The sequence below is a fragment of the Streptomyces sp. NPDC015661 genome, assembly GCF_043077765.1.
Lineage (GTDB): Bacteria > Actinomycetota > Actinomycetes > Streptomycetales > Streptomycetaceae > Streptomyces.
The window spans coordinates 410166-429449 of the sequence record NZ_JBIBST010000002.1; the positions used below are offsets into that span (position 1 = coordinate 410166).

Genomic DNA, 19284 nt, shown 5'->3' on the forward strand with positions numbered 1-19284 from the left:
ACCGCCGACCACCCGCCCGTCACCGCCGATACGGGCTGGTCCAGGGCGCCCTGGTCTCCTTTGGTGAGGCCGTCCGGGACCGCCTCTCTTGGTGAGGCCGTCCGGGACCGGCAGGCTCGTGGCTCAGCGGGGGCCGGGCCGGTGCTCGGTGATCCAGCGGGCGGCGAGCAGGCCCGAGGCGGCGGTGAGGAAGGCGGCGGCGATGACGGTGGCGTTCAGGCCGAGGAGGTCGGCGAGGACGCCGGCGACGAGGGCACCTGCCGCGTAGCCGATGTCGCGCCAGAAGCGGTACGTGCCGAGGGCGTTGGCGCGCCAGGCGGGGTGGGCGTGGTCGGAGACGGAGGCGATGAGGGCCGGGTAGACCATGGCGGTGCCGAGGCCGAGTGCGACGGCGGAGAGGATACCGGCGAGCAGTGGCCGGTCCAGCAGCGCGAGGGCCAGGACGAAACCGGCGGCCTGGACGAGCATCCCGTAGACGATCAGGGGTTTGCGGCCGATGCGGTCGGCGAGGTGGCCGGTCGGGATCTGGCCGATGCCCCAAAGGATGGGGTAGAGGCCCTTGATGAGGCCGATGGCGGCGATGCCGAGGCCGTGGTCGGTGAACAGCAGGGGGAAGACGCCCCAGGTGAGGCCGTCGTTGAGGTTGTTGACCAGGCCGGCCTGGCTGGCGCCGCGCAGGGATCGGTCGCGCCAGGAGGTGCGGGCGAAGACGGCCTTCAGGCCGGTGTCCTCGCCGGTGGGCAGGGGTTTCGTGTGGTTGGCGAGTTCGAGGGCGACGTGGGCGGCGGTGTCGCGGACGACGAGGGCCAGGGCGAGGCCCGCGACGACGAAGACGACGCCGATGAGTTCGGGTACGGGGCGCAGGCCGTAGGCGGTGGCGAGGTAGCCGGTGAGCAGGGCGGTGGCGCCGACGGCGGTGTAACCGGCGGCCTCGTTCAGTCCGGTGGCCAGGCCCCTGCGGGCAGGCCCGACGAGGTCGATCTTCATGTTGACGGTCATCGACCACGTCAGGCCCTGGTTGAGGCCGAGCAGAACGTTGGCGGCGACGATCCAGCCCCATGAGGGTGCGTACGCGAGGGCGAAGGGGACGGGCATGCCGATCAGCCAGCCCGCCACGAGGAGTTGCTTGCGGCGGAAGCGGGCGGTCAGCGCACCGGCGGCGAGGTTGGTGACCGCCTTGGTGAGGCCGAAGGCGATGATGAAGGAGAAGACGGCCAGATCACTGGTGAGGCCGAAGGTCTCGGAGCCGATGAGCGGGACGGTGGTGCGTTCGAGGCCGACCAGGCCGCCGACGCAGATGTTGACGATGACCAGCAGGGTGAACTGGAGCCGGTTCTCGCGCAGGCCGAGGCGTACCGGACGGCTGGAGGCGTTCGTCGTCGCGGCCGAGGCGGGAGCGGTCTTCACGGGCGGCTGTCCTCCGTGCCCTGGACGAGCTTCTCGCCGTGGGCGGCGGCGTAGTCGGCCGGTCCGCCGTCGAGGACCGCGACGGCGGTGTGGCCGGCCCGTTCGAGGAGGCTCGCGGCGGTCATGGCGCGCTCGCCGTGCCCGCAGGCCACGACCGCGCCCTCCGGAGCCTCGGCGGCGACGTGGGTGAGGCCGCCGAGTTCGATGTTGACCGCGCCGGGGACGTGTCCGGCGGCGAACTCCGACTCCTGCCGCACGTCGAGATATGGCTGGCCCCCGGCGCGGGCGGCGGTGACGAACGCGGTGGTGGCCAGTCGGTGGCCGGCGTCCGTCCATGCGTCCGTGCCACCCGCGAGACGGCCGGCGAGCCGCTCGTAGCCGATCTTGTACGCCTGCCAGACGATCTCGCTCAGGTCCTGGCCGTCGGCGGTGGCGAAGACGAGGGGGGCGGCGTCGGGCAGGAGCCAGCCGAGCCAGGTGGCGAACTGGCCGCGCAGGGGGATGGCGATCGATCCGGGAATGTGGCCGGCGGCGTAGTCGGCGGCCGGGCGCACGTCGACGACGTGGCCGCCGTCGGCGACGAGGGCGCGGACCTGTTCTGCGGAGAGCTCCGGCAGGAGCGGGGTGCCGGTGATCACGGTGGGCCCGCGCCGGTTGGCCTCGCCGAGCCGGTCGAAGTACGCGGGGTAGCTGCCCAGGCTCGCGGTCAGCTGCGACACGAAGGTGTCCTCGTCGGGTGCGGCGAGCAGCGGGTTGGCCTGCTTCTGGGCTCCGATCGTGGTGATGCGTTCGCTGCCCGGCGGGGCCGAGCAGAAGGACCCGGCCCCGTGCGTGGGCCACACGGCCGTTGCGTCCGGCAGGGCCGTCAGCCGCTTGAGGGAGTGGTACTGGGCCCGGGCCAGCTCCTCCGTACGGTCCGCTCCGAGGAGGTCGGTGCGGGCGGCGGAGTTCACGATCAGTGACCCGCCCGTGAACACGCCGAGCTCTCGGGCGCCGTCGAGGAGCAGGAAGGACAGGTGCTCGTCGGTGTGGCCTGGGGTGGCCAGCGCCCGCAGGGTCAGCCCGCCGAGGTCGACCTCGTCTTCGTCGCTCAGGCCCTGGTGGTCGAAGGCACGCAGTCCGGCGGCGGAGGCCAGGATCGTGGCGCCGTGGTCGTGGCCGAGCTGGATCGCGCCGGAGAGGAAGTCGGCGTGCAGGTGCGTGTCGGCCGCGTACGCGACGGTCAGGCCGCGCTGCTCGGCAGCGGCGCGCAGGGCGCGCAGGTCCCGGCTCGCGTCGACGGCGAGGGCGCGGCCGTCGCCCAGGTCCACGAGGTAGGCGCTGTTGCCGAGTCCTTCGTCGACCAGCGGAATGAGGTGATCTTCGAGGAAACCCATCGTGCTGTTGTCCTTCACGAGAAGAAGGGGGGCGGGCGGAAGGTCTCACCGCCCGACATCAGTTCTCGACATCAGTTACAGTAATCCATAGATATTTGGAGGATGCAATGCGGGATGCCACCACCAGCGGCACGAAGGCCGCCCTCTACGACGCCTTCGCCGCCAGCGGCAAGGCGCTGGCCAGCGGCAAGCGCCTTGAACTGCTCGACCTGCTCGCCCAGGGCGAGCGCACCGTGGACGCACTGTCGAAGGCGGCCGGGCTGAACCTGACCACCGCCTCGGCGCACCTGCAGACCCTCAAGCAGGCGGGGTTCGTCGCCACCCGCCGGGAAGGCGTCCGCATCCACTACCGGCTCGCCGGTGACGACGTGGCCCAGCTCTTCGCACTGCTGCGCAAGGTCGCCGACCGCCACCAGGCCGCCGTTCCCGCCGCCCGGGACGCCTACCTCGGTGAGGACGGCGCCGCCGAGGTCACCCACGAGGAGCTGCTGGCGCGGGTCGAGGCCGGCAACGTCGTCGTCCTCGACGTACGGCCGCTGGAGGAGTACCAGGCGGGACACATCCCCGGGGCTGTGTGCATCCCGGTCGCCGAGCTGGCCGACCGGATCGGCGAGCTGCCCGAGGAGACCGACGTCGTCGTCTACTGCCGCGGCGAGTACTGCGCGCTGGCCTACGACGCCGTGCGCCTGCTCACCCACCACGGCCGACGGGCGATCCGGCTCAACGACGGCATGCTCGAGTGGCGCCTGGCCGACCTCCCCGTGCACGCCGGAGCCGCGGCGTGAACAACGTCCCCGACAGCGTTCCCTCGCACCCGGGTCTCGCCGGCGGGCCGGTCTATCTCGACTACAACGCCACCACACCGGTCGATCCGTGCGTAGCCGAAGCGATGCTGCCGCATCTGACGGAATTCTTCGGGAACCCTTCCAGCAGCCACCCCTATGCCCGGGCGCCTCGGCGGGCGCTGGACGCGGCCCGCGTCCAGGTGGCCGACCTGATCGGCGCCATGGCAGGCGAGATCGTCTTCACCGCCTCCGGCTCCGAGGCCGACCTGCTCGCACTGCGCGGCACGGTGCTGGCTTCCGACCGCCCCCGTCCGCATGTGATCACGCAGGCCCCCGAGCACCCCGCCGTGCTGGAGACATGCCGTGCGCTGGAGCGGTTGCACGGTGCGAAGGTGACGGTCCTGCCTGTCGACCGGGACGAACTCGTGGAGCCGGCCGCCTTGGCCACAGCCCTCACCGAGGACACAGTGCTCGTGTCGGTGATGGCGGCGAACAACGAGACCGGGGCCGGCGCGCTGCGGCTGTCCCTGGGCCGCTGGACCACGCCGGGGGACATCGAGACGGCGGCAGCGTCCCCGATCCGTGCGGCCCTCCCCTCAGGCGCGCGCATCCAGCCCTGACCCTCGACGATCCACGACACCTCACCGCAGACCCGGAGCCCGTTGATGAACATGCCGCCCCCCGGCAGCCCCGCCCCTGGCATCACCGTCGACGGCACCGGCCTGCTCTGCGTCACCCTCCTGCTGCGGCTGCGCAAGGAGATCGACGGCGCCGGGCCGGGCACCGTCGTCCACGTCATCGCCAGTGACCCCGCAGCCCCGCTCGACCTGCCCGCCTGGTGCCACATGACCGGCCACCACTACCTCGGCCCCGTCCCCGACGCAGCCGGACGGGCGCTCTACGCCCTGCGGCTCGCCGCCGACGCACACAGCACCAGGCTCGATGCGCCCTGGCGCAGAAGCACCCCCTGAGGCCCGGCTGCGGCGGCTCGCACACGGCTGCCCCGCGGCACCCGACGGTCGCATGACCGCGCCCAGGACCTCGGCGAGCTCACGCGCCGGTCGAGTGCAGTCCTGGGGGAACGGGTCGATCGGGCACAGCATGAAAGCGCTGCACTGCTCAGCGCCCCTCAGCAGACTAGAGTCGCCCTCGTGGGGCTGTCGGGCGCCTGCCACACCCGTCTCGACACCCAGACCACCGTCATCACCGCAGGCTTCATCCGGACCGCCGTCGACCGCTCCCACTTTCCAGGTACCAGGATCCCGTTCCCAGGGACCGGGATCCCTCGCCAGCCGGCATCCACGTCCTCGGCACCGCCGTACGCAGTGACCACGGAGGCAACCATGACCGCCCCGGACGACAAGATCCAGCCCGCCCCACCGGTGGAGTCGACCATCGCCCATGCCTCCGCCAGCCTGCTGGAACACCTGGCCGACAAGCTCGGCGCACGGGCCTCCGTACGGGCCGTCTACGGCGAGCCCGTCACCAACGGCGGTGTCACCGTCATCCCCGTCGCCGAGACGGCCTTCGGCTTCGGCGGCGGCGCCGGACGCGACACGGCGGCAGCCAAGACCGACGAAGGCGGAGGGGGTGGCGGCGGGGTCGCTGCCCGACCCCGCGGCTTCATCGTCATCAAGGACGGAACCGCCACCTACAAGCCTGTCAGAGACCCCTGGGCGAACATCGTCGTGCCGCTCGCCGCCCTCGTGACCGGTATGGCCGCTGCTCGGCTCGCCCGGCGGTGGGCCAAGCATGGTTGACCTTCGGAGTCGGGTCGAAGGCCTGCCGTCGGCTTCGTGACGGCCCATCGCTTCTCGCATCCGGCGCGACCTCAGCGGCGTCGCGTGCGTCGCCTTCCTCGTCCTGGCGGGGCTCGCACCGTTCCAGGACTCGATGCTGCCGGGGCCGGAGGGCTCGATGCCGCCCATGGACGGCATGTGACGCCGTGTGCACACGTGGTAATCCCTTGGACGGCGGTGCGTACGAGCGAGGCGCCCTGGGGCGTACCTACCAGCCGGACCGGCCTGAAGTGTCGCCACCCGGCCCCCGCCGCGGCCCACCGTGGACGTCCGCCGGTTTCCCGCCCGGGACATGAGGTGCAAGCTGGAAGGGAGACCGTCCTCCGATCCCCGGGAACGGGCTCGGGACACGCGGTCTCGCCACTCCGAGTGAGCTCCTCGGAGCTCGGCTGGAGGAAGCGAGATGACAGAACAGGCCACCACCGGCACGCGCTGGCATCTGACCGGCGACTGGTTCGACGTATGCAAGTGCGCGATTCCGTGCCCGTGCACGTTCGCGCAGTCCCCGACCTACGGCGACTGCGAAGGCATCATGGTCTGGCACATCAGGGAAGGCAACTTCGGAGACGTTCGGCTCGACGACCTCAACGTCGTGATGCTCGGGTCGTTCGAGGGCAACCCGTGGGCCGGCACGCACACCGAGCCGTACGCCGCGGTCTTCCTCGACGAACGCGCCGACGATCAGCAGAGGGCCGCGCTCGGGACCGTCTTCGGCGGCGAGGCGGGCGGATGGCCGGCCCAGTTCGGGGCGCTGTTCCACCCCGAGGTGCGGGGCATGGACGTCGCCCCGATCCACGTGGAGGTCGACGAGGATCTCGCCGGCTGGCGAGCCGAGATCCCGGGCCGTGTCACGGCGACCGCCGAGGCGCTCACCGGCCCGACCACCCCGGAGGGCGCACGCGTCCAGGTCCTCAACTCTCCGGGCTCCGAGGTGGGGCCGGGCCAGATCGCCACCTGGGGGCGGTCCACCGCCGACCGCGCCGACGCGTTCGGCTTCTCCTGGGAACGCACCGGGAAGTCGAGCAAGCACTTCCCCTTCGACTGGAGCGGCCCCGACTGAAGAGCCCACTCCCCGCCCTTGAGGTGGGCCGCCGCCGACCGTCATGGTGCGGCACGGAGCGTCTGACGGACTCACCACCGACTCCGCCTACGGACGGTTGGCTTTGACAACGATCGACACGGCCACCGCTCGCTGCCGGGCGGGCGGGAGCAGCTCTCTCATGAGGCGGATCACCGCCGGGGTGAACAGGGGATACAGCGCACAGTCGTCGATGCTCAGCGCCTCCCGGTGCACCACCTCGACGTCCCGGAAACCGGCCCTCTCCAGCTTCCGCACGAACGCGGGCTCCGAGAGCGCCCCGGCGACACAGCCCGCCCAGGCCGCCGCCCAGGCCGCCGGCTGCGTGAGGATCTCCGGAGGTAGGTCGTCCTGCCCGACGGTCAGGTCCGACACGCACAGCCGCCCGCCCGGCCGCACGACGCGGGCGCATTCGGCCATCACTCGCGGTCTCCTCGGGGAGGGATTGACGACACCGTTCGAGACGATCAGATCGACGGTGCCGTCGGGCAGGGGAATGTCCTCCATCTCGCCCTCCAGCAGGTCGACGTTCGCGAGACCGGCCTCGGACACCGCCTTCGCCGTGCGCGCGAGCATCTCGGGGAGGAAGTCGAGCGCGATCACCCGGCCGGAGGGGCCGGTATTTCGCTTCGTCCGCATTCCTCGCGCGGGCAATACTCCAGCACCCCTCACCGTCCTCGTACTCACAGGCACCCGCTCTGCTGGAAGAAGACGTCTTGGCCACGTTGAACACCCTGGAGCTGGAAGAGAAGGTCCGGACTCTGTACCGCCTGGTGGCGCAGGAGCCGCAGGGCTCCTACCACTTCGAGATGGGCCGTGACCTGGCTCTTCGCCTGGGCCATCCCGGCGACCTGCTGAACCGGGTTCCCGCCGGTGCTGTCGAGTCCTTCGCAGGGGTCGGCTACTTCCTCGACCTGGCGGCACTCTCCGAGGGCGAGCGCGTGATCGACCTGGGCAGCGGTTCCGGTACGGATTCCTTCTGCACCGCGCAGCAGGTCACAGCCTCGGGACGGGTGTCGGTTTCGACTTCACGCTCGCCCAGCCGGCCAAGGCCCGGCAGCTCGCCGAAGCAGGCGGCTTCGACCAGGTCGAGTTCCGCGAGGGCCGCGTCGAAGCACTGCCGGCCGAGGACGCGAGCTTCGACTGTGCGATCTCCAACGGCCTCATCAACCTCTCCGCCGCCAAGAGAAAGGTCTTCGAGGAAGCCGCACGCGTCCTGCGCCCGGGCGGCCGGCTCGCCCTCGCCGACATCGTCACCGAACAGCCGCTGACCGAGGCCGTCGTCTGCGACGCGAGCCTCTGGGCCTCGTGCATCGGCGGCGCCGCCCACGAGACCACCTACCGGCAGGCCATCGAGACCGCCGGCCTGCGCATCAAGGAACTCCGGGGCAACGACTACGAGTTCCTCTCCGGCCAGGCCCGCCGGGCCAGCGCCAGGTACGGCGTCAAGAGCATCTCCCTGCTCGCGGTCAAGCCGGACCGCTGAGCCCCTCCCGCGGCCCGCACGACCGCGGCGCGTGCCAGGAGGCACGTCATGACCACCCTCACCCACCGCCACCCCACAACCGAGACCGGCAAGGCGGCCGGCTCACTCCAGGCGGGATCCGCCCTCATGGCCCTCGCCGGCCTGGCGATCATCGGCTACGCGGTCATCTCCTTCATCCGCGACTTCACCGACTCGTTCCTCGAACTCGGCATCGGACAAGCGCAGGTCGACGTCGGCAAGACCCAGATCCGGGCGTTCAGCCCCGAGCTGTACGACTACATCTCGCACCTGCACATCGCCGTCTCCGGATTCATCGCGGCCACGGGCCTCGCCGTCGCGGCCCTGGCCTGGTTCGGCGTGCGGCACGGCCACCTGTGGGCGTGGGTCACCGCCGTCGCGGCACCCGTACTCGCCTCGCCGTCGCACTGCCCGCCCACTACCCCTTCCACTTCGACACGATCGGACTCCGGCTTGTCGTCCTCGTCCTTCAGGTAGGCCGGGGTCATGCCGCCCCACCAACCGCCGTCCTCGGTGCATCCCTTGGCGATGAGGCCCAGGGGACGGTGAGAGTCCGGGGGTCGGCCACGTAGGCGACCGGGTTCGCCGCGGGTGCCAGGCCCAGTGGGTCGGGGCCCGGTGCCCAGGCCTTGAACCCAGGTCCGTTCTCGGGACACTCTTCGTGCCGGCCGTCTCCATGGCCGCGGGCAGTCTCGACGCGCCCGGCAGCAGGAGACCGAACTGATGGGAGAGGTCCGCATGACCACGCGTACTCCGCAGGAACTCGCCGTCCCCGTACGAGGAGGCGACCTCGCCGTGACCCGCTGGCCGGGCGAAGGGCCTGCGGTCGTCGCCCTGCACGGCATCACGGGCAACAGCCTGACCTTCGGCGCCGTCGCCGAGCAGCTCGGCGACATCGATCTGTACGCCCCGGACCTGCGCGGCCGGGCCGGCAGCGCAGGTCTACCGGCTCCCTACGGCATCCAGGCCCACGTCGAGGACGTCCTCGCCGTCCTCGATCACCTGGGCCTGCGTCAGGCGCTGCTTCTCGGCCACTCCCTGGGGGCCTTCACCACCGCGGTGGCCGCCGCGCGGCACCCGGACCGCTTCCCGCGCGTGGTCCTCGTCGACGGTGGCCTCGGATTCCCGATACCGGGCGGCGCGGACATCGACGAGGTGATCGAGTCGGTCATCGGCCCGGCGATGCGCCGGCTCAAGACGACCTTCCCGGACGGCGACGCGTACCGCGCGCTCTTCCGTGAGCACCCGGCCTTCGCGGCCCACTGGGGCCCGCACGTCCAGGCGTACGTGGACCGTGATCTGGCCGGCGAGCCGCCCGAGATGCGCAGCAGCTGTGTCCTGGACGCGATCCGTGCCGACGGTGCCGGCCCCATCGGCGACCCCGAGACGCTGACCGCCATCCACCGGCCGGAGGTGCGCGGCACCATGCTGTGGGCGGAGCGAGGAGTGATGAACGAGCCTCAGGGGCTCTACGACGAGGGGCGTCTGGCCGCGGGCGGCCTCTCCCCGGACCGGATCACCACCCGCCGGGTCGACGACACCAACCACTACACGATCCTGTTCGCCGAGCACGCGACGGCAGCCGTCGCAGAGGCGGTGCACGCGGAGCTGAAGCAGATGTAGCACCGGACTCGCTGCGACTCACCGGGCCGCGCGTGCGTCCGATTCTGCGGAACAGCGCACGTGCGGCCCGGTACGCGACCGGCGTCATCACGACCGTCGACCTGCAGACGGGTTGTTTCGAAGGTCTAATCCTGTGGCGGACGGTGATGGTGTGGACACACACCGCTTACAGCCCTCACACTCGCCTCAGCCCCTCGGCGGGGAATCGGAACGCAGGACGGAGACGCGATGCTTCGGCGCACGATCCAACTCACCCTCTCGGTTGTCATGGTCATGGTGGCAGCGCTGGGTGGGATGCTGTCCACGGCCGGATCCGCCCAGGCCGACGAGTGCTACACCTGGGGCCGCACCCTGTCCGAGGGCATGTCGGGCTCCGACGTGACGCAGCTGCAGATCCGCGTGGCCGGCCACGCGGCGTACGGCGAGGTCATCGCCATCGACGGCTCGTTCGGTCCGGCCACGAAGGCCGCGGTGACCCGCTTTCAGCAGGCGTACGGGCTGCCCGCGGACGGCGTCGCCGGTTCCCAGACGTTCAGCAAGATCTACGCCCTGCAGGACCCGGACTGCACCCCCATCCACTTCACCTACGCCGAACTGAACAAGTGCAACTCCGACTGGTCCGGCGGCGCGGTCAGCGCCGCGACGGCCAAGTCCAACGCCCTGCAGACGATGTGGAAGCTGGAGGCCATGCGGCACGCCCTGGGTGACGTGCCGATCACCGTCACCAGCGGATTCCGCTCGTACGCCTGCAACAGCGCGGTGGGCGGCGCCTCGAACAGTCGGCACCTGTACGGTGACGCCGCCGACCTCACCGGCAGCCCGTCGCTGTGCACGCTGGCCCAGCGGGCCCGCTACCACGGCTTCGGCGGAATCTTCGGCCCCGGCTACCCCGACCACAACGACCACACCCACGTGGACGGACGCACCAGCCGCTCCTGGTCCGCGCCCAACTGCGGCGTCTGACCCGTACGTACGACACGGACATCGGGCTCTCCCCCCGGACCGGCTCCGGCCCGGGGGAGAGCCCGTTCCGCCCGCGAGGCGCGAGGCCGGGAAGACTCCGGCCCTCCGGACGGGCCCCGCTCAGCCCTGCCCCGAGCAGACCTGCCCCACCACTCCCTCCCCTCCCCTCCCCTCATCGAGTAGGAGTGCCCTGATGTCCTCCCGCATCCCCTGGCGCGTCCGTGCCGGAACGGCCACGCTGGCGGTGCTCGCCGGTATCGGGGCGTTCGCCGCGCCCGGATCCGCCACGGCTGCCTCCCCGCCCGGATCCGCCACGGCTGCCTCCCCGCCCGGGTCCGGCCGACAGACCGTCAGCTACCAGGGCTACCGCATCGAGGTCCCCGCCGACTGGCAGGTCGTCGATCTGGCCGAAAGTCCACGGGCCTGCCTCCGGTTCGACCGACCCGCCGTCTACCTGGGCGAGCCCGCCGAGCAGAGCGACTGCCCCGCCCACCTCGTGGGCCGTACGGCAGGCATTGTCGTGGAGCCCCTCACCGCCCGCTCCGCCGGACAGGCGACGACGGCGACCGCACGGGCCCCACGCGGCAAGGCCACCGCCCCGACCGCCGCCTCCAGCAATGACACCATCCAGATCGCGGTCGAAGACGCCGGTGTACTCGTCACCGCCGCCCACACCCCGGCGACCGAGAATCTGGTGCGGGGTGTTCTGGCCTCGGCCGAACTCACCCCGGATGCCCGGCGCACCGAGCTGCCCCGTGCGGCCCAGCGGCCCGACGCCACTCCCCTGGCCGCGGCCGGGCCGCAACCCGGCAGCTACCTTGGCAAGGGCTTCGACACCTGCGCCGCGCCCTCCCAGGCAGCCATGAACGCCTGGCGGGCCGGCTCCCCGTACGGCGCGGTCGGCGTCTACATCAGCGGATCCTTCCGCGGCTGCGCGCAGCCGAATCTGACCGCGAGTTGGGTGACCGGTCAGACCGGCAACGGATGGCGGCTGATCCCCATCGACGTCGGCCGCCAGGCCCCGTGCACGAGCTTCTCCCTGAAGATGTCCACCGACCCCGCGACGGCCAAGTCCCAGGGCGTCACCGCGGCGGCCGCCGCCCTCACCGCCGCGGCGAACCTCGGGATCCCCGCGGGCAGCGCCGTCTACAGCGACATCGAGGGATACGCCTCCACGGCCTCCTGCAAGGCGGCCGTGCTGTCGTACCTGTCCGGCTGGACGGAGCGGCTGCACAGCGGCGGCTATCTGTCGGGCTTCTACTCCAGCGTGTCCTCCGGCATCAAGGACGCCGCGAGCGAGTACGGCAACAGCGCCTACACGCGGGTCGACGACATCTTCTACGGCTGGTGGAACGGCGCCGCCGACACCAACACCGGTTCCTACGTCCCGTCCACCTACTGGTCCGGCCACCAGCGGATCCACCAGTACGCGGGCGAGGTCACCGAGTCCTACGGCGGCTACTCGATCAACATCGACCGCGACTACCTGGACGTGGGCACCGGCACACAGCCCGCACCCAACTGCACCGGGACGAACCTCGACTTCACTGCGTACGCCACCGTCCAGAGCGGCTCGAACGGCGACCAGGTCAAGGCGGCGCAGTGCCTGCTCACAGCCGCCGGATACGACCCGGGCGCACCGGACGGGTCTTTCGGTGCCTCCACGACCACCGCCACCAAGAACTTCCAGGGCGCCACAGGGCTCACCGCGGACGGGGTGATCGGGCCGAAGACGTGGACCGCCCTGCTGTCCCGCGGCACCACCCCCACCGTCCAGAGCGGCTCGACGGGAGAAGCCGTCACCCGGCTCCAGCGTGCCCTGACCGCCGCGCTCGGCCGGACGGTGGCCATCGACGGCGCCTTCGGTCCGGGCACCGACCAGGCCGTGCGCGACTACCAGTCCTCACGCGCCCTGACGGTCGACGGCATCGTCGGCTCCGGCACCTGGGGCGCCCTCCAGTCGGGAAGGTGAGCAGGACCTGGTGAGGCCCCTCGCACGGACCCTCCTCTTCGGACCTGGCTGCCATGACGACGGGAGCTGTGCGTACGGGTCCTTGTCGCCTCTCACCTGGTCGGGCCGGTCGCCGCTCACCTGGTCGGGCCGGGTACGGGCCGACCGGGTGAGCGGTCGCGGAACGTGATCGCCCCGGAGCGGGAGGGTGCCGGACCGGGCCGGCGGTGGTCCGGTACATCGCCACGGTGGCCGCCCTCCAGCTCACGGCGTTCGGCATGAGGTGCGCCACAGGGGCCTTCGAAGGCAGGTCGGGCACTTCCGTACGCATCGTGCGCTCTGGTACACGTGGTGGCGTACATGTTCGATTCCGCCTGAAAGCCCCGCCCATGAACCACGTCCCCGGCCCTCATGCCGACCTCGTCGGCTTCAGCATCGACCTCACCGTCGAGGAGGCACGTCGGCGTGCCGAAGTCGTGGCGGCCCTCGGGCCCGACTGGGACCCCGTGGCCGTTCTGCGTGACGAGCAGGCGGCGCACGCCCTGCTGTACTCCGGCCTGGACGAGGATCAGCAGCGGATTCACGCGGAACTGGTCGCGGCCGGCGTGCTGCCCGGGGAGGAGCCGGGCCATGCGTCTTCCGCTTGATCCCCACGCCGACCCGGCCCGGCGGGCCTGGGTCGCGTGCCCCGGCTGCGACGACGCCCGGGACTGCGGGACCTGCCTGGACCGCCGGAACTGCCGGAGCCACTGGCGCTACCTGATCGCGAACAAGGGGCCCCGGGTCCACCTGCAGTGCCCGAACTGCACCCACATGTGGACCCTGGACACCTCTCGCGAGCGTCGCGGCCGCCGGGACTGACCTCAGCAGATCCGCGGCAGCTGCTCCCCGAGCGGCATGTCCACGATGCGGGTGCCGCCCAGTCCGGTCCGGGCCACGACCATGCCCGGGTGGGTCTCGACCGCCTCGCCGATCACCGCCGCTTCCGCGCCCACGGGGTGCGCGCGCATCGCGGCCAGGACGGCGTCGGCGCTTTCCCGTGGGACGAACGCCACGAGCTTGCCCTCGTTCGCCACGTACATGGGGTCGAGTCCGAGCACCGCGCAGGCGTTGCCGACCGCCTCGGGGACAGGGACGGCGCGCTCCTGGACGACGACGCCCGTGCCCGACGCCGCCGCGATCTCGTTCAGCGAGGCGGCCAGGCCACCGCGTGTGGGGTCGCGCAGCACGTGCAGGTCCCGCGTGACGTCCAGCATCGCCTCGACGAGGCCGCCGAGCGGTGCGCAGTCGCTGTTGATCTCGACACCGAATTCGAGGCCCTCCCGCACGCTCATGATCGCCACGCCGTGCATGCCGATCGGGCCGCTCACGATCACCACGTCTCCGGGCACCACCCGTTGCGGGCGCAGGTCGACTCCGTCGGGGATCAACCCGACCCCCGAGGTGTTGATGTAGACGCCGTCGCCGTGGCCGGCCTCCACGACCTTGGTGTCACCGGTGACGACCTGGACGCCGGCCGCGCGCGCCGCCGCACCGAGGGCCTCCGCGACGCGGGCGACGACATCGGTCTCGACGCCTTCCTCCAGGATGAACCCGCAGGAGAGGTGGCTCGCCCGGGCGCCGCGCATGGCGAGGTCGTTCACGGTGCCGTTGACCGCCAGGTCGCCGATGCTGCCGCCGGGGAAGAACAGGGGGCGGACCACGAAGGAGTCCGTGGAGAAGGCCAGGCGGGCGCCGCCGATCCGGATCTCGGCCGCGTCGGCGGTGTGGGCGAGGGCCGGTCCGCCGTAGGCGGGTGCGAAGACGTGCTCGATCAGCTCGGCGGACAGTGCTCCGCCGCCGCCGTGGCCCATGACGATGCGCGGGTGGTCGCGCAGCGGCGCCGGGCAGGTCCAGGCGAGCATGTCGGGTGCCGGGGTGGTGCTGATGTCAGGCAAGGGGGCTGCCCTCCAGGGAGGCGGTGACCGGGGACGGGGTGCCGGAGGCCGCGCCCGCCGGCGTGGGCGGCCGCTGTCCGGGGGTTCCCGCGTCGAGCCGCCGGTAGAGGTAGTAGGCGGCGCAGGCGCCCTCGCTGGACACCATCGTGGCGCCGAGCGGGGAGCGGGGCGTGCAGGTGGTGCCGAAGGCCTCGCACTGGTTGGGCTTCAGCAGGCCCTGGAGCACTTCGCCGCTGCGGCACTCGGCGGGCTCGCGGGTGTCGATTCCCCCGACGGAGAAGCGGTACTCGGCGTCGTGGTCGCGGTAGCGCTCGGACAGACGCCAGCCGCTGTCCGGGATGACGCCGATGCCGCGCCAGGCCCGGTCGGTGATCTCGAAGACGTCGCTCAGCATCGCCTGCGCCGCCGGATTGCCCTCGGCCGGTACGGCGCGCTGATAGGCGTTCTCGACCGTGTGCTCGCCCCGCTCCAGCTGAAGCACGGTCCTGCGTACGCCTTCCAGGATGTCCAGCGGCTCGAATCCGGTGACCACGATCGGCGTCCGGTGGCGTCGTGCGAGTTCCGGGTACTCGGCCGTGCCCATCACGCTGCAGACGTGGCCGGCGGCGAGGAAGCCCTGGACGCGGCAGTCCGGGGACCGCATGATCGCGTCGATCGCCGGGGGGACGCGGACGTGCGACACGAGCAGACTGAAGTTCCTGATGTTCCGCTTGCGCGCCTGGTGGACCGTCATCGCGTTGGGCGGCGCGGTGGTCTCGAAGCCGATGCCGAAGAACACCACCTCGCGGTCAGGGTTCTGCTCGGCGATCCTCAGCGCGTCCAGCGGGGAGTAGACCACCCTGACGTCGCCGCCCTGTCCGCGGACCTGGAAGAGGTCGCGGCCCGTGCCGGGGACGCGGAGCATGTCGCCGAAGGAGCAGAAGATCACCCCGGGCCGGGAGGCGATCTCCAGGGCCTTGTCGATCATCTCCAGCGGGGTGACGCAGACCGGGCAGCCCGGGCCGTGGATCAGCTCGATCTCGGACGGCAGCAGCTGGTCGATGCCGTGCCGGATGATGCTGTGGGTCTGGCCACCGCAGACTTCCATCAGCGCCCAGGGGCGGGTCACCGTCGCACGGATCTCGTCGAGCAGCCGGATCGCGAGATCCGGGTTCTGGAATTCGTCGATGTACTTCACGGCCGTACCTCTCCGCGGACGTCGTCCTGCGCCTGCCACTCGCTTCCCGCGGCCTCTGCGGCCTCCCACGGGTCTCCGAACTCCTCCTGGAGCAGGCCGAGGGTCTCGAACAGCTCCAGCGTCCGCCGGGCCGACTCCTCGTCGAGCTTCTGGAGGGCGAAGCCGACGTGCACGATGGCGTACTCACCGGGCTTCAGGTCCGGCAGGTACTCCAGGCACACCTCCTTGACCACGCCGCCGAAGTCGACCGTGGCCATCCGAGTGCCGTCGCGGTCCTCGATGTCCAACACTTTTCCGGGTACCGCCAGGCACATCGGTGTCTCCTCACTGTCGCTCTCGTCGCGGAACGCCGGGGTCCGCTCGGTCCGTCGTCCGGGCGGCCACGACGAGCTGGCCGAGGGCCAGTCCGCCGTCGTTCGGCGGGATCCGCCGGTGACGCAGGACGGTGAAGCCGTCCTCCCTCAGTCCTCGGGCGCAGGCCGAGGAGAGCACCGCGTTGGCGAACACTCCCCCGGTCAGGGCGACGGTCTCCATGCCGGTCTCGGCGCGGGCGGCGGCGCAGACCGTCCGCACCAGCCGGGCCACGGCGTGGTGGAACCGGGCCGCTACGACGGCCGCGGGGGTCCCGTCCAGCACGTCGGCGGCCACCGCCGCGAGAAGGGGCGCGGGGTCGGCCGTGAGCGGGGCGCCGGGCCGCGGCGGGCCGAGCCGGAAGGCGTAGCGCGGGTCCTCGGCCGTGGCGGGTGCGCGCAGGGCCGCCGCCTCCAGCTCGATCGCGGCCTGCGCCTCGTATCCCGCGTGCTGGCAGACCCCCGCGAGGGAGGAGACGGCGTCGAAGAGGCGCCCCATGCTGGAGGTGGGCACGCAGTTCAAGTTGCGCGCCAACTGCCTCTCCAGTACGGGTAGTTCTCCAGGCGCACAGGCGCGCGTGCAGGGCAGGGCGGGGTCGGCGGCGAGGCCCGCGGCCCGCAGGTGGGACAGGGCCATGCGATAGGGCCGGCGTACCGCCGCGTCGCCGCCCGGCAGGGGTACGGAGGCAAGGTGGGCGAACCGCCGGAACCCGGCGTAGTCCGCCAGGAGGAACTCGCCGCCCCACACGGCGCCGTCGAGTCCGTAGCCGGTGCCGTCGAAGGCCACACCGATCACGGGACGGGTGCCGTCGAGACCGTTCTCGGCCATCGCCGCCGCGACGTGCGCATGGTGGTGCTGTACGGCGACGACGGGCCGTCCCGCGGCGTGTTCGCGGGCCCAGCGCGTGGACCGGTAGCCGGGGTGGCGGTCGGCGGCGACCAGTCCGGGCCGTACGCCCGTGACCGATTCCAGCTGCCGCTCGGCGGAGGCGAGGGCGGACTGGGTGGCGAGGTCGTCCATGTCACCGATGTGGGCGGAGAGCCAGGCCTGACGTCCCTCGCCGAGGCAGAAGGTGTTCTTCAGGTCCCCTCCGACGGCGAGGGCGGGGGCGAGCTCGACGGGCAGCTCGACCGGCAGCGGCGCGTAGCCGCGGGAGCGGCGCAGCGTCAGCTGTTCTCCGTCGCAGACGCGGACGACGGAGTCGTCGCAGGGCACGTGGATGGGCCGGTCGTGCAGCAGCCAGGCGTCCGCGAGGCCGGCGAGCGTGGTCAGTGCCTCGGCGTCGTCCGTGACGATGGGTTCCCCCGCGCGGTTGCCGCTGGTCATCACCAGCAGCCGGGGTCCCTTCCGGTCCGTCGTGCCGAGGCCGAGGAGGAGGTGGTGCACGGGGGTGTAAGGAAGCACGAAACCGAGGTCCGGGCTGCCCGGCGCGACCTCCGGCGCGGGCGCCGCCCCTCGGCGCGGCCGGGCTTCGGCGCGGCGGCGCAGGAGCACGACGGGCCGGACGGCGCCGGTGAGGAGCTCGCGTTCGAGCGGGCCCAGGTGGGCGAGGGGTTCGATGTCCGCGAGGTCCGCGGCCATCATCGCGAACGGTTTGTCACCGCGGGCCTTGCGGCGGCGCAGTTCGGCCACCGCGTCGGGGTTCGTCGCGTCGCACGCCAGGTGGTAGCCGCCGAGGCCTTTGACGGCGAGGATCGCGCCGGAGGCGAGCATCGCACGCGCGGCGGCGACCGGGTCGGCACCGGGACCGCGGCCGGCGTCCGACCGGTCAGGGCCGGCGACCGGGTCGGCACCGGGACCGCGGCCGGCGTCGGACCGGTCGAGGCCGGGGGCCGAAGGGTTCCCATCGGGGCTGGGGGCCAAAGGGTTCCGGTCAGGGCCGGGGGCCGAGGGGTTCCCATCGGGGCTGGGGGCCAAAGGGTTCCGGTCAGGGCCGGGGGCCGGAGAGTTCCCATCGGGGCCGGGGGCCGGAGCCGTGCCGGTGGGGGCGGGCGTCGGCTCGGGGGCGAAGCGGGCGGGGGCGTCGGGCGCGGTGACCAGCCGCAGTCGGGGGCCGCAACGGGGGCAGGCGACGGGCTGCGCGTGGAAGCGCCGGTCGGCCGGGTCCGCGTACTCCCGGGCGCAGTCCGGACACATCGGGAACCCGGCCATGGTGGTGTGGACACGGTCGTACGGCAGTCCCGTGACGATCGTGAACCGCGGGCCGCAGTTGGTGCACGTGATGAAGGGGTGCAGATAGCGCCGGTCGGCCGGGTCCGCGAGCTCCGCGAGGCAGTCGTCGCAGGTGGCGGTGTCGGGCGGGACGAGGGTGCGGACGGCGCCGCCGTGACGGGACGGCACGATCGTGAAGCCGCTGCCGCCGCTCGCGGTCACCTCGGCCGCCTCGACCGACTCGACCCGGGCCAGGGGCGGGGCGTCGGGCGCGAGCCGGGCGCAGAAGGACGCGACGTCCGCGGGGTCGCCCTCGACCTCCGCGACGACGCCTTCCGCGGTGTTGGTGACGTGGCCGGACAGGCGAAGACCGGTGGCGAGGGCGTAGACGAACGGCCGGAAGCCCACGCCCTGCACGACGCCGCGGACGACCACCCGACTGCGCCGCGGGGCCGCGGCGGGGGCGGACCCGGGCCGCGCCGTGATCACGCGCCGGCCTGTGCCATCGCCGGGGTGTGGACGCGGTTCCCCTCGGCCACCGCGAGGGCCCGGTCGAGCAGCGTGCCGACGCCCCGGCCGTCACGCACCGAGCTGAGGACGACCTCGACGCCGGGGTTGACCTGCTCCACGTGGGCGCGGAAGGCCTTCTCGTCGAACGCCGCGGCCTCGGCCATGTCGGTCTTGGTGACGATCACCAGCTGGGCGAGGCCGAACGCGCTGGGGTACTTGAGCGGCTTGTCCTCGCCCTCGGTGACCGAGGCGAGGACCACGCGGAGGGACTCCCCCAGGTCGTAGCCGGCGGGGCAGACGAGGTTGCCGACGTTCTCGACGAACAGCAGCCGGGTGGCCTCGGGCAGCCAGTCGTGCAGGTGCCGGGCGACCATGTCGGCCTCCAGGTGGCACAGGCCGTCGGTGAGCACCTGCTTGACGGGGGCGCCCGAGCGGGCCAGGCGGCGGGCGTCGTTCTCGGTGGCGAGGTCGGCGGTGAGCGCGGCGGCGCTGACGCCCCGTTCGCCGGCGAGGGTCAGTTCGCGCTCCAGCAGGGCGGTCTTCCCGCTGCCGGGGCTGGAGAGCAGGTTGATCACGGTGGTCCCGCGGGCGTTCAGCTCGGTGCGCAGGATGTGTGCCGCTGCCTCGTTCCTTGCGAGGACGGCGCGCTGGAGGTCGACGGCTCGGCACATG

Annotated in this window: 20 protein-coding genes and 1 pseudogene; 13 read left to right on the forward strand and 8 right to left on the reverse strand. The window is 72.2% G+C overall.

Features of this window, described 5'->3' with window-relative positions; all coding sequences use genetic code 11:
- Window positions 1-123 precede the first annotated feature (123 nt).
- Complete coding sequence (locus ACF07V_RS06485) at window positions 124-1407, reverse strand: MFS transporter (RefSeq protein ID WP_392151746.1); 1284 nt, start codon at window positions 1405-1407, stop codon at window positions 124-126.
- Window positions 1404-2801: a rhodanese-like domain-containing protein gene (locus ACF07V_RS06490; RefSeq protein WP_392151747.1), complete on the reverse strand. Its 1398-nt coding sequence runs from the start codon at window positions 2799-2801 to the stop codon at window positions 1404-1406. The genes ACF07V_RS06485 and ACF07V_RS06490 overlap by 4 nt, the downstream gene beginning before the upstream one ends.
- 89 nt (window positions 2802-2890) lie before the next feature.
- On the opposite strand from ACF07V_RS06490, the gene ACF07V_RS06495 reads away from it, so the two are divergent.
- From ACF07V_RS06495 to ACF07V_RS06515, 5 genes are all read left to right on the forward strand, one after another.
- Window positions 2891-3568 carry an ArsR/SmtB family transcription factor gene (locus ACF07V_RS06495; protein ID WP_392151748.1) on the forward strand — a complete coding sequence of 226 codons (678 nt, stop codon included), beginning with the start codon at window positions 2891-2893 and terminating at the stop codon, window positions 3566-3568.
- Window positions 3565-4188, forward strand: coding sequence for a cysteine desulfurase family protein (locus tag ACF07V_RS06500; RefSeq protein WP_392151749.1), 624 nt, complete (start codon window positions 3565-3567; stop codon window positions 4186-4188). The genes ACF07V_RS06495 and ACF07V_RS06500 overlap by 4 nt, the downstream gene beginning before the upstream one ends.
- A 45-nt stretch (window positions 4189-4233) precedes the next feature.
- Window positions 4234-4539, forward strand: a complete 306-nt coding sequence (locus ACF07V_RS06505) for a sulfurtransferase TusA family protein (protein ID WP_392151750.1) — start codon at window positions 4234-4236, stop codon at window positions 4537-4539.
- 372 nt (window positions 4540-4911) lie between these two features.
- The gene (locus ACF07V_RS06510; RefSeq protein WP_392151751.1) at window positions 4912-5328 is read left to right on the forward strand and encodes a spore germination protein GerW family protein; all 417 of its coding nucleotides are present in this window, start codon (window positions 4912-4914) and stop codon (window positions 5326-5328) included.
- Window positions 5329-5770: 442 nt separating this feature from the next.
- A complete protein-coding gene (locus ACF07V_RS06515) occupies window positions 5771-6427 on the forward strand; it encodes a DUF1326 domain-containing protein (RefSeq protein WP_392151752.1) in 657 nt (218 codons plus the stop codon).
- 87 nt (window positions 6428-6514) lie between these two features.
- On the opposite strand, the gene ACF07V_RS06520 is transcribed toward ACF07V_RS06515, so the two are convergent.
- On the reverse strand, window positions 6515-7084 hold the full coding sequence (locus ACF07V_RS06520) for a methyltransferase domain-containing protein (protein WP_392152366.1): 570 nt from the start codon (window positions 7082-7084) through the stop codon (window positions 6515-6517).
- 170 nt (window positions 7085-7254) lie between these two features.
- Between ACF07V_RS06520 and ACF07V_RS06525 the strand changes: the two are divergent.
- The 8 genes and pseudogenes from ACF07V_RS06525 to ACF07V_RS06560 form a co-directional block, all read left to right on the forward strand.
- Window positions 7255-7410: pseudogene (locus tag ACF07V_RS06525) on the forward strand (methyltransferase type 11); the annotation flags it as partial.
- A 14-nt stretch (window positions 7411-7424) separates the two neighbouring features.
- Window positions 7425-7931: a methyltransferase domain-containing protein gene (locus tag ACF07V_RS06530; RefSeq protein WP_392152368.1), complete on the forward strand. Its 507-nt coding sequence runs from the start codon at window positions 7425-7427 to the stop codon at window positions 7929-7931.
- 48 nt (window positions 7932-7979) lie between these two features.
- A complete protein-coding gene (locus ACF07V_RS06535) occupies window positions 7980-8426 on the forward strand; it encodes a hypothetical protein (RefSeq protein WP_392151753.1) in 447 nt (148 codons plus the stop codon).
- 261 nt (window positions 8427-8687) lie between these two features.
- Window positions 8688-9572 (forward strand): alpha/beta fold hydrolase, encoded by an 885-nt coding sequence (locus ACF07V_RS06540; protein WP_392151754.1) that lies wholly within the window; start codon window positions 8688-8690, stop codon window positions 9570-9572.
- 228 nt (window positions 9573-9800) lie between these two features.
- Entirely contained in the window at window positions 9801-10535 is a 735-nt protein-coding gene (locus ACF07V_RS06545) for a D-Ala-D-Ala carboxypeptidase family metallohydrolase (RefSeq protein ID WP_392151755.1), read from the forward strand.
- 193 nt (window positions 10536-10728) lie between these two features.
- Window positions 10729-12507 carry a glycoside hydrolase domain-containing protein gene (locus ACF07V_RS06550; protein WP_392151756.1) on the forward strand — a complete coding sequence of 593 codons (1779 nt, stop codon included), beginning with the start codon at window positions 10729-10731 and terminating at the stop codon, window positions 12505-12507.
- Between the two features lie 368 nt (window positions 12508-12875).
- Window positions 12876-13133: a DUF6400 family protein gene (locus tag ACF07V_RS06555; protein WP_392151757.1), complete on the forward strand. Its 258-nt coding sequence runs from the start codon at window positions 12876-12878 to the stop codon at window positions 13131-13133.
- A complete protein-coding gene (locus ACF07V_RS06560; RefSeq protein WP_388858142.1) occupies window positions 13117-13347 on the forward strand; it encodes a hypothetical protein in 231 nt (76 codons plus the stop codon). The genes ACF07V_RS06555 and ACF07V_RS06560 overlap by 17 nt, the downstream gene beginning before the upstream one ends.
- Window positions 13348-13349: 2 nt before the next feature.
- Here the strand turns inward: ACF07V_RS06560 and hypE are convergent, their stop codons facing one another.
- The 5 genes from hypE to hypB are packed head-to-tail and all read right to left on the reverse strand — an operon-like array spanning window position 13350 to window position 19283.
- Window positions 13350-14390, reverse strand: coding sequence for a hydrogenase expression/formation protein HypE (hypE, locus tag ACF07V_RS06565; protein ID WP_392152370.1), 1041 nt, complete (start codon window positions 14388-14390; stop codon window positions 13350-13352).
- A 25-nt stretch (window positions 14391-14415) separates the two neighbouring features.
- A complete protein-coding gene (gene hypD / locus ACF07V_RS06570; protein WP_392151758.1) occupies window positions 14416-15600 on the reverse strand; it encodes a hydrogenase formation protein HypD in 1185 nt (394 codons plus the stop codon).
- Entirely contained in the window at window positions 15597-15914 is a 318-nt protein-coding gene (locus tag ACF07V_RS06575) for a HypC/HybG/HupF family hydrogenase formation chaperone (protein ID WP_392151759.1), read from the reverse strand. Before ACF07V_RS06575 ends, hypD begins: the two co-directional genes overlap by 4 nt.
- Before the next feature lie 10 nt (window positions 15915-15924).
- Entirely contained in the window at window positions 15925-18591 is a 2667-nt protein-coding gene (gene hypF / locus ACF07V_RS06580) for a carbamoyltransferase HypF (RefSeq protein WP_392151760.1), read from the reverse strand.
- The gene (hypB, locus tag ACF07V_RS06585) at window positions 18588-19283 is read right to left on the reverse strand and encodes a hydrogenase nickel incorporation protein HypB (protein WP_392151761.1); all 696 of its coding nucleotides are present in this window, start codon (window positions 19281-19283) and stop codon (window positions 18588-18590) included. The genes hypF and hypB overlap by 4 nt, the downstream gene beginning before the upstream one ends.
- Between the last annotated feature and the right edge of the window lies 1 nt (window position 19284).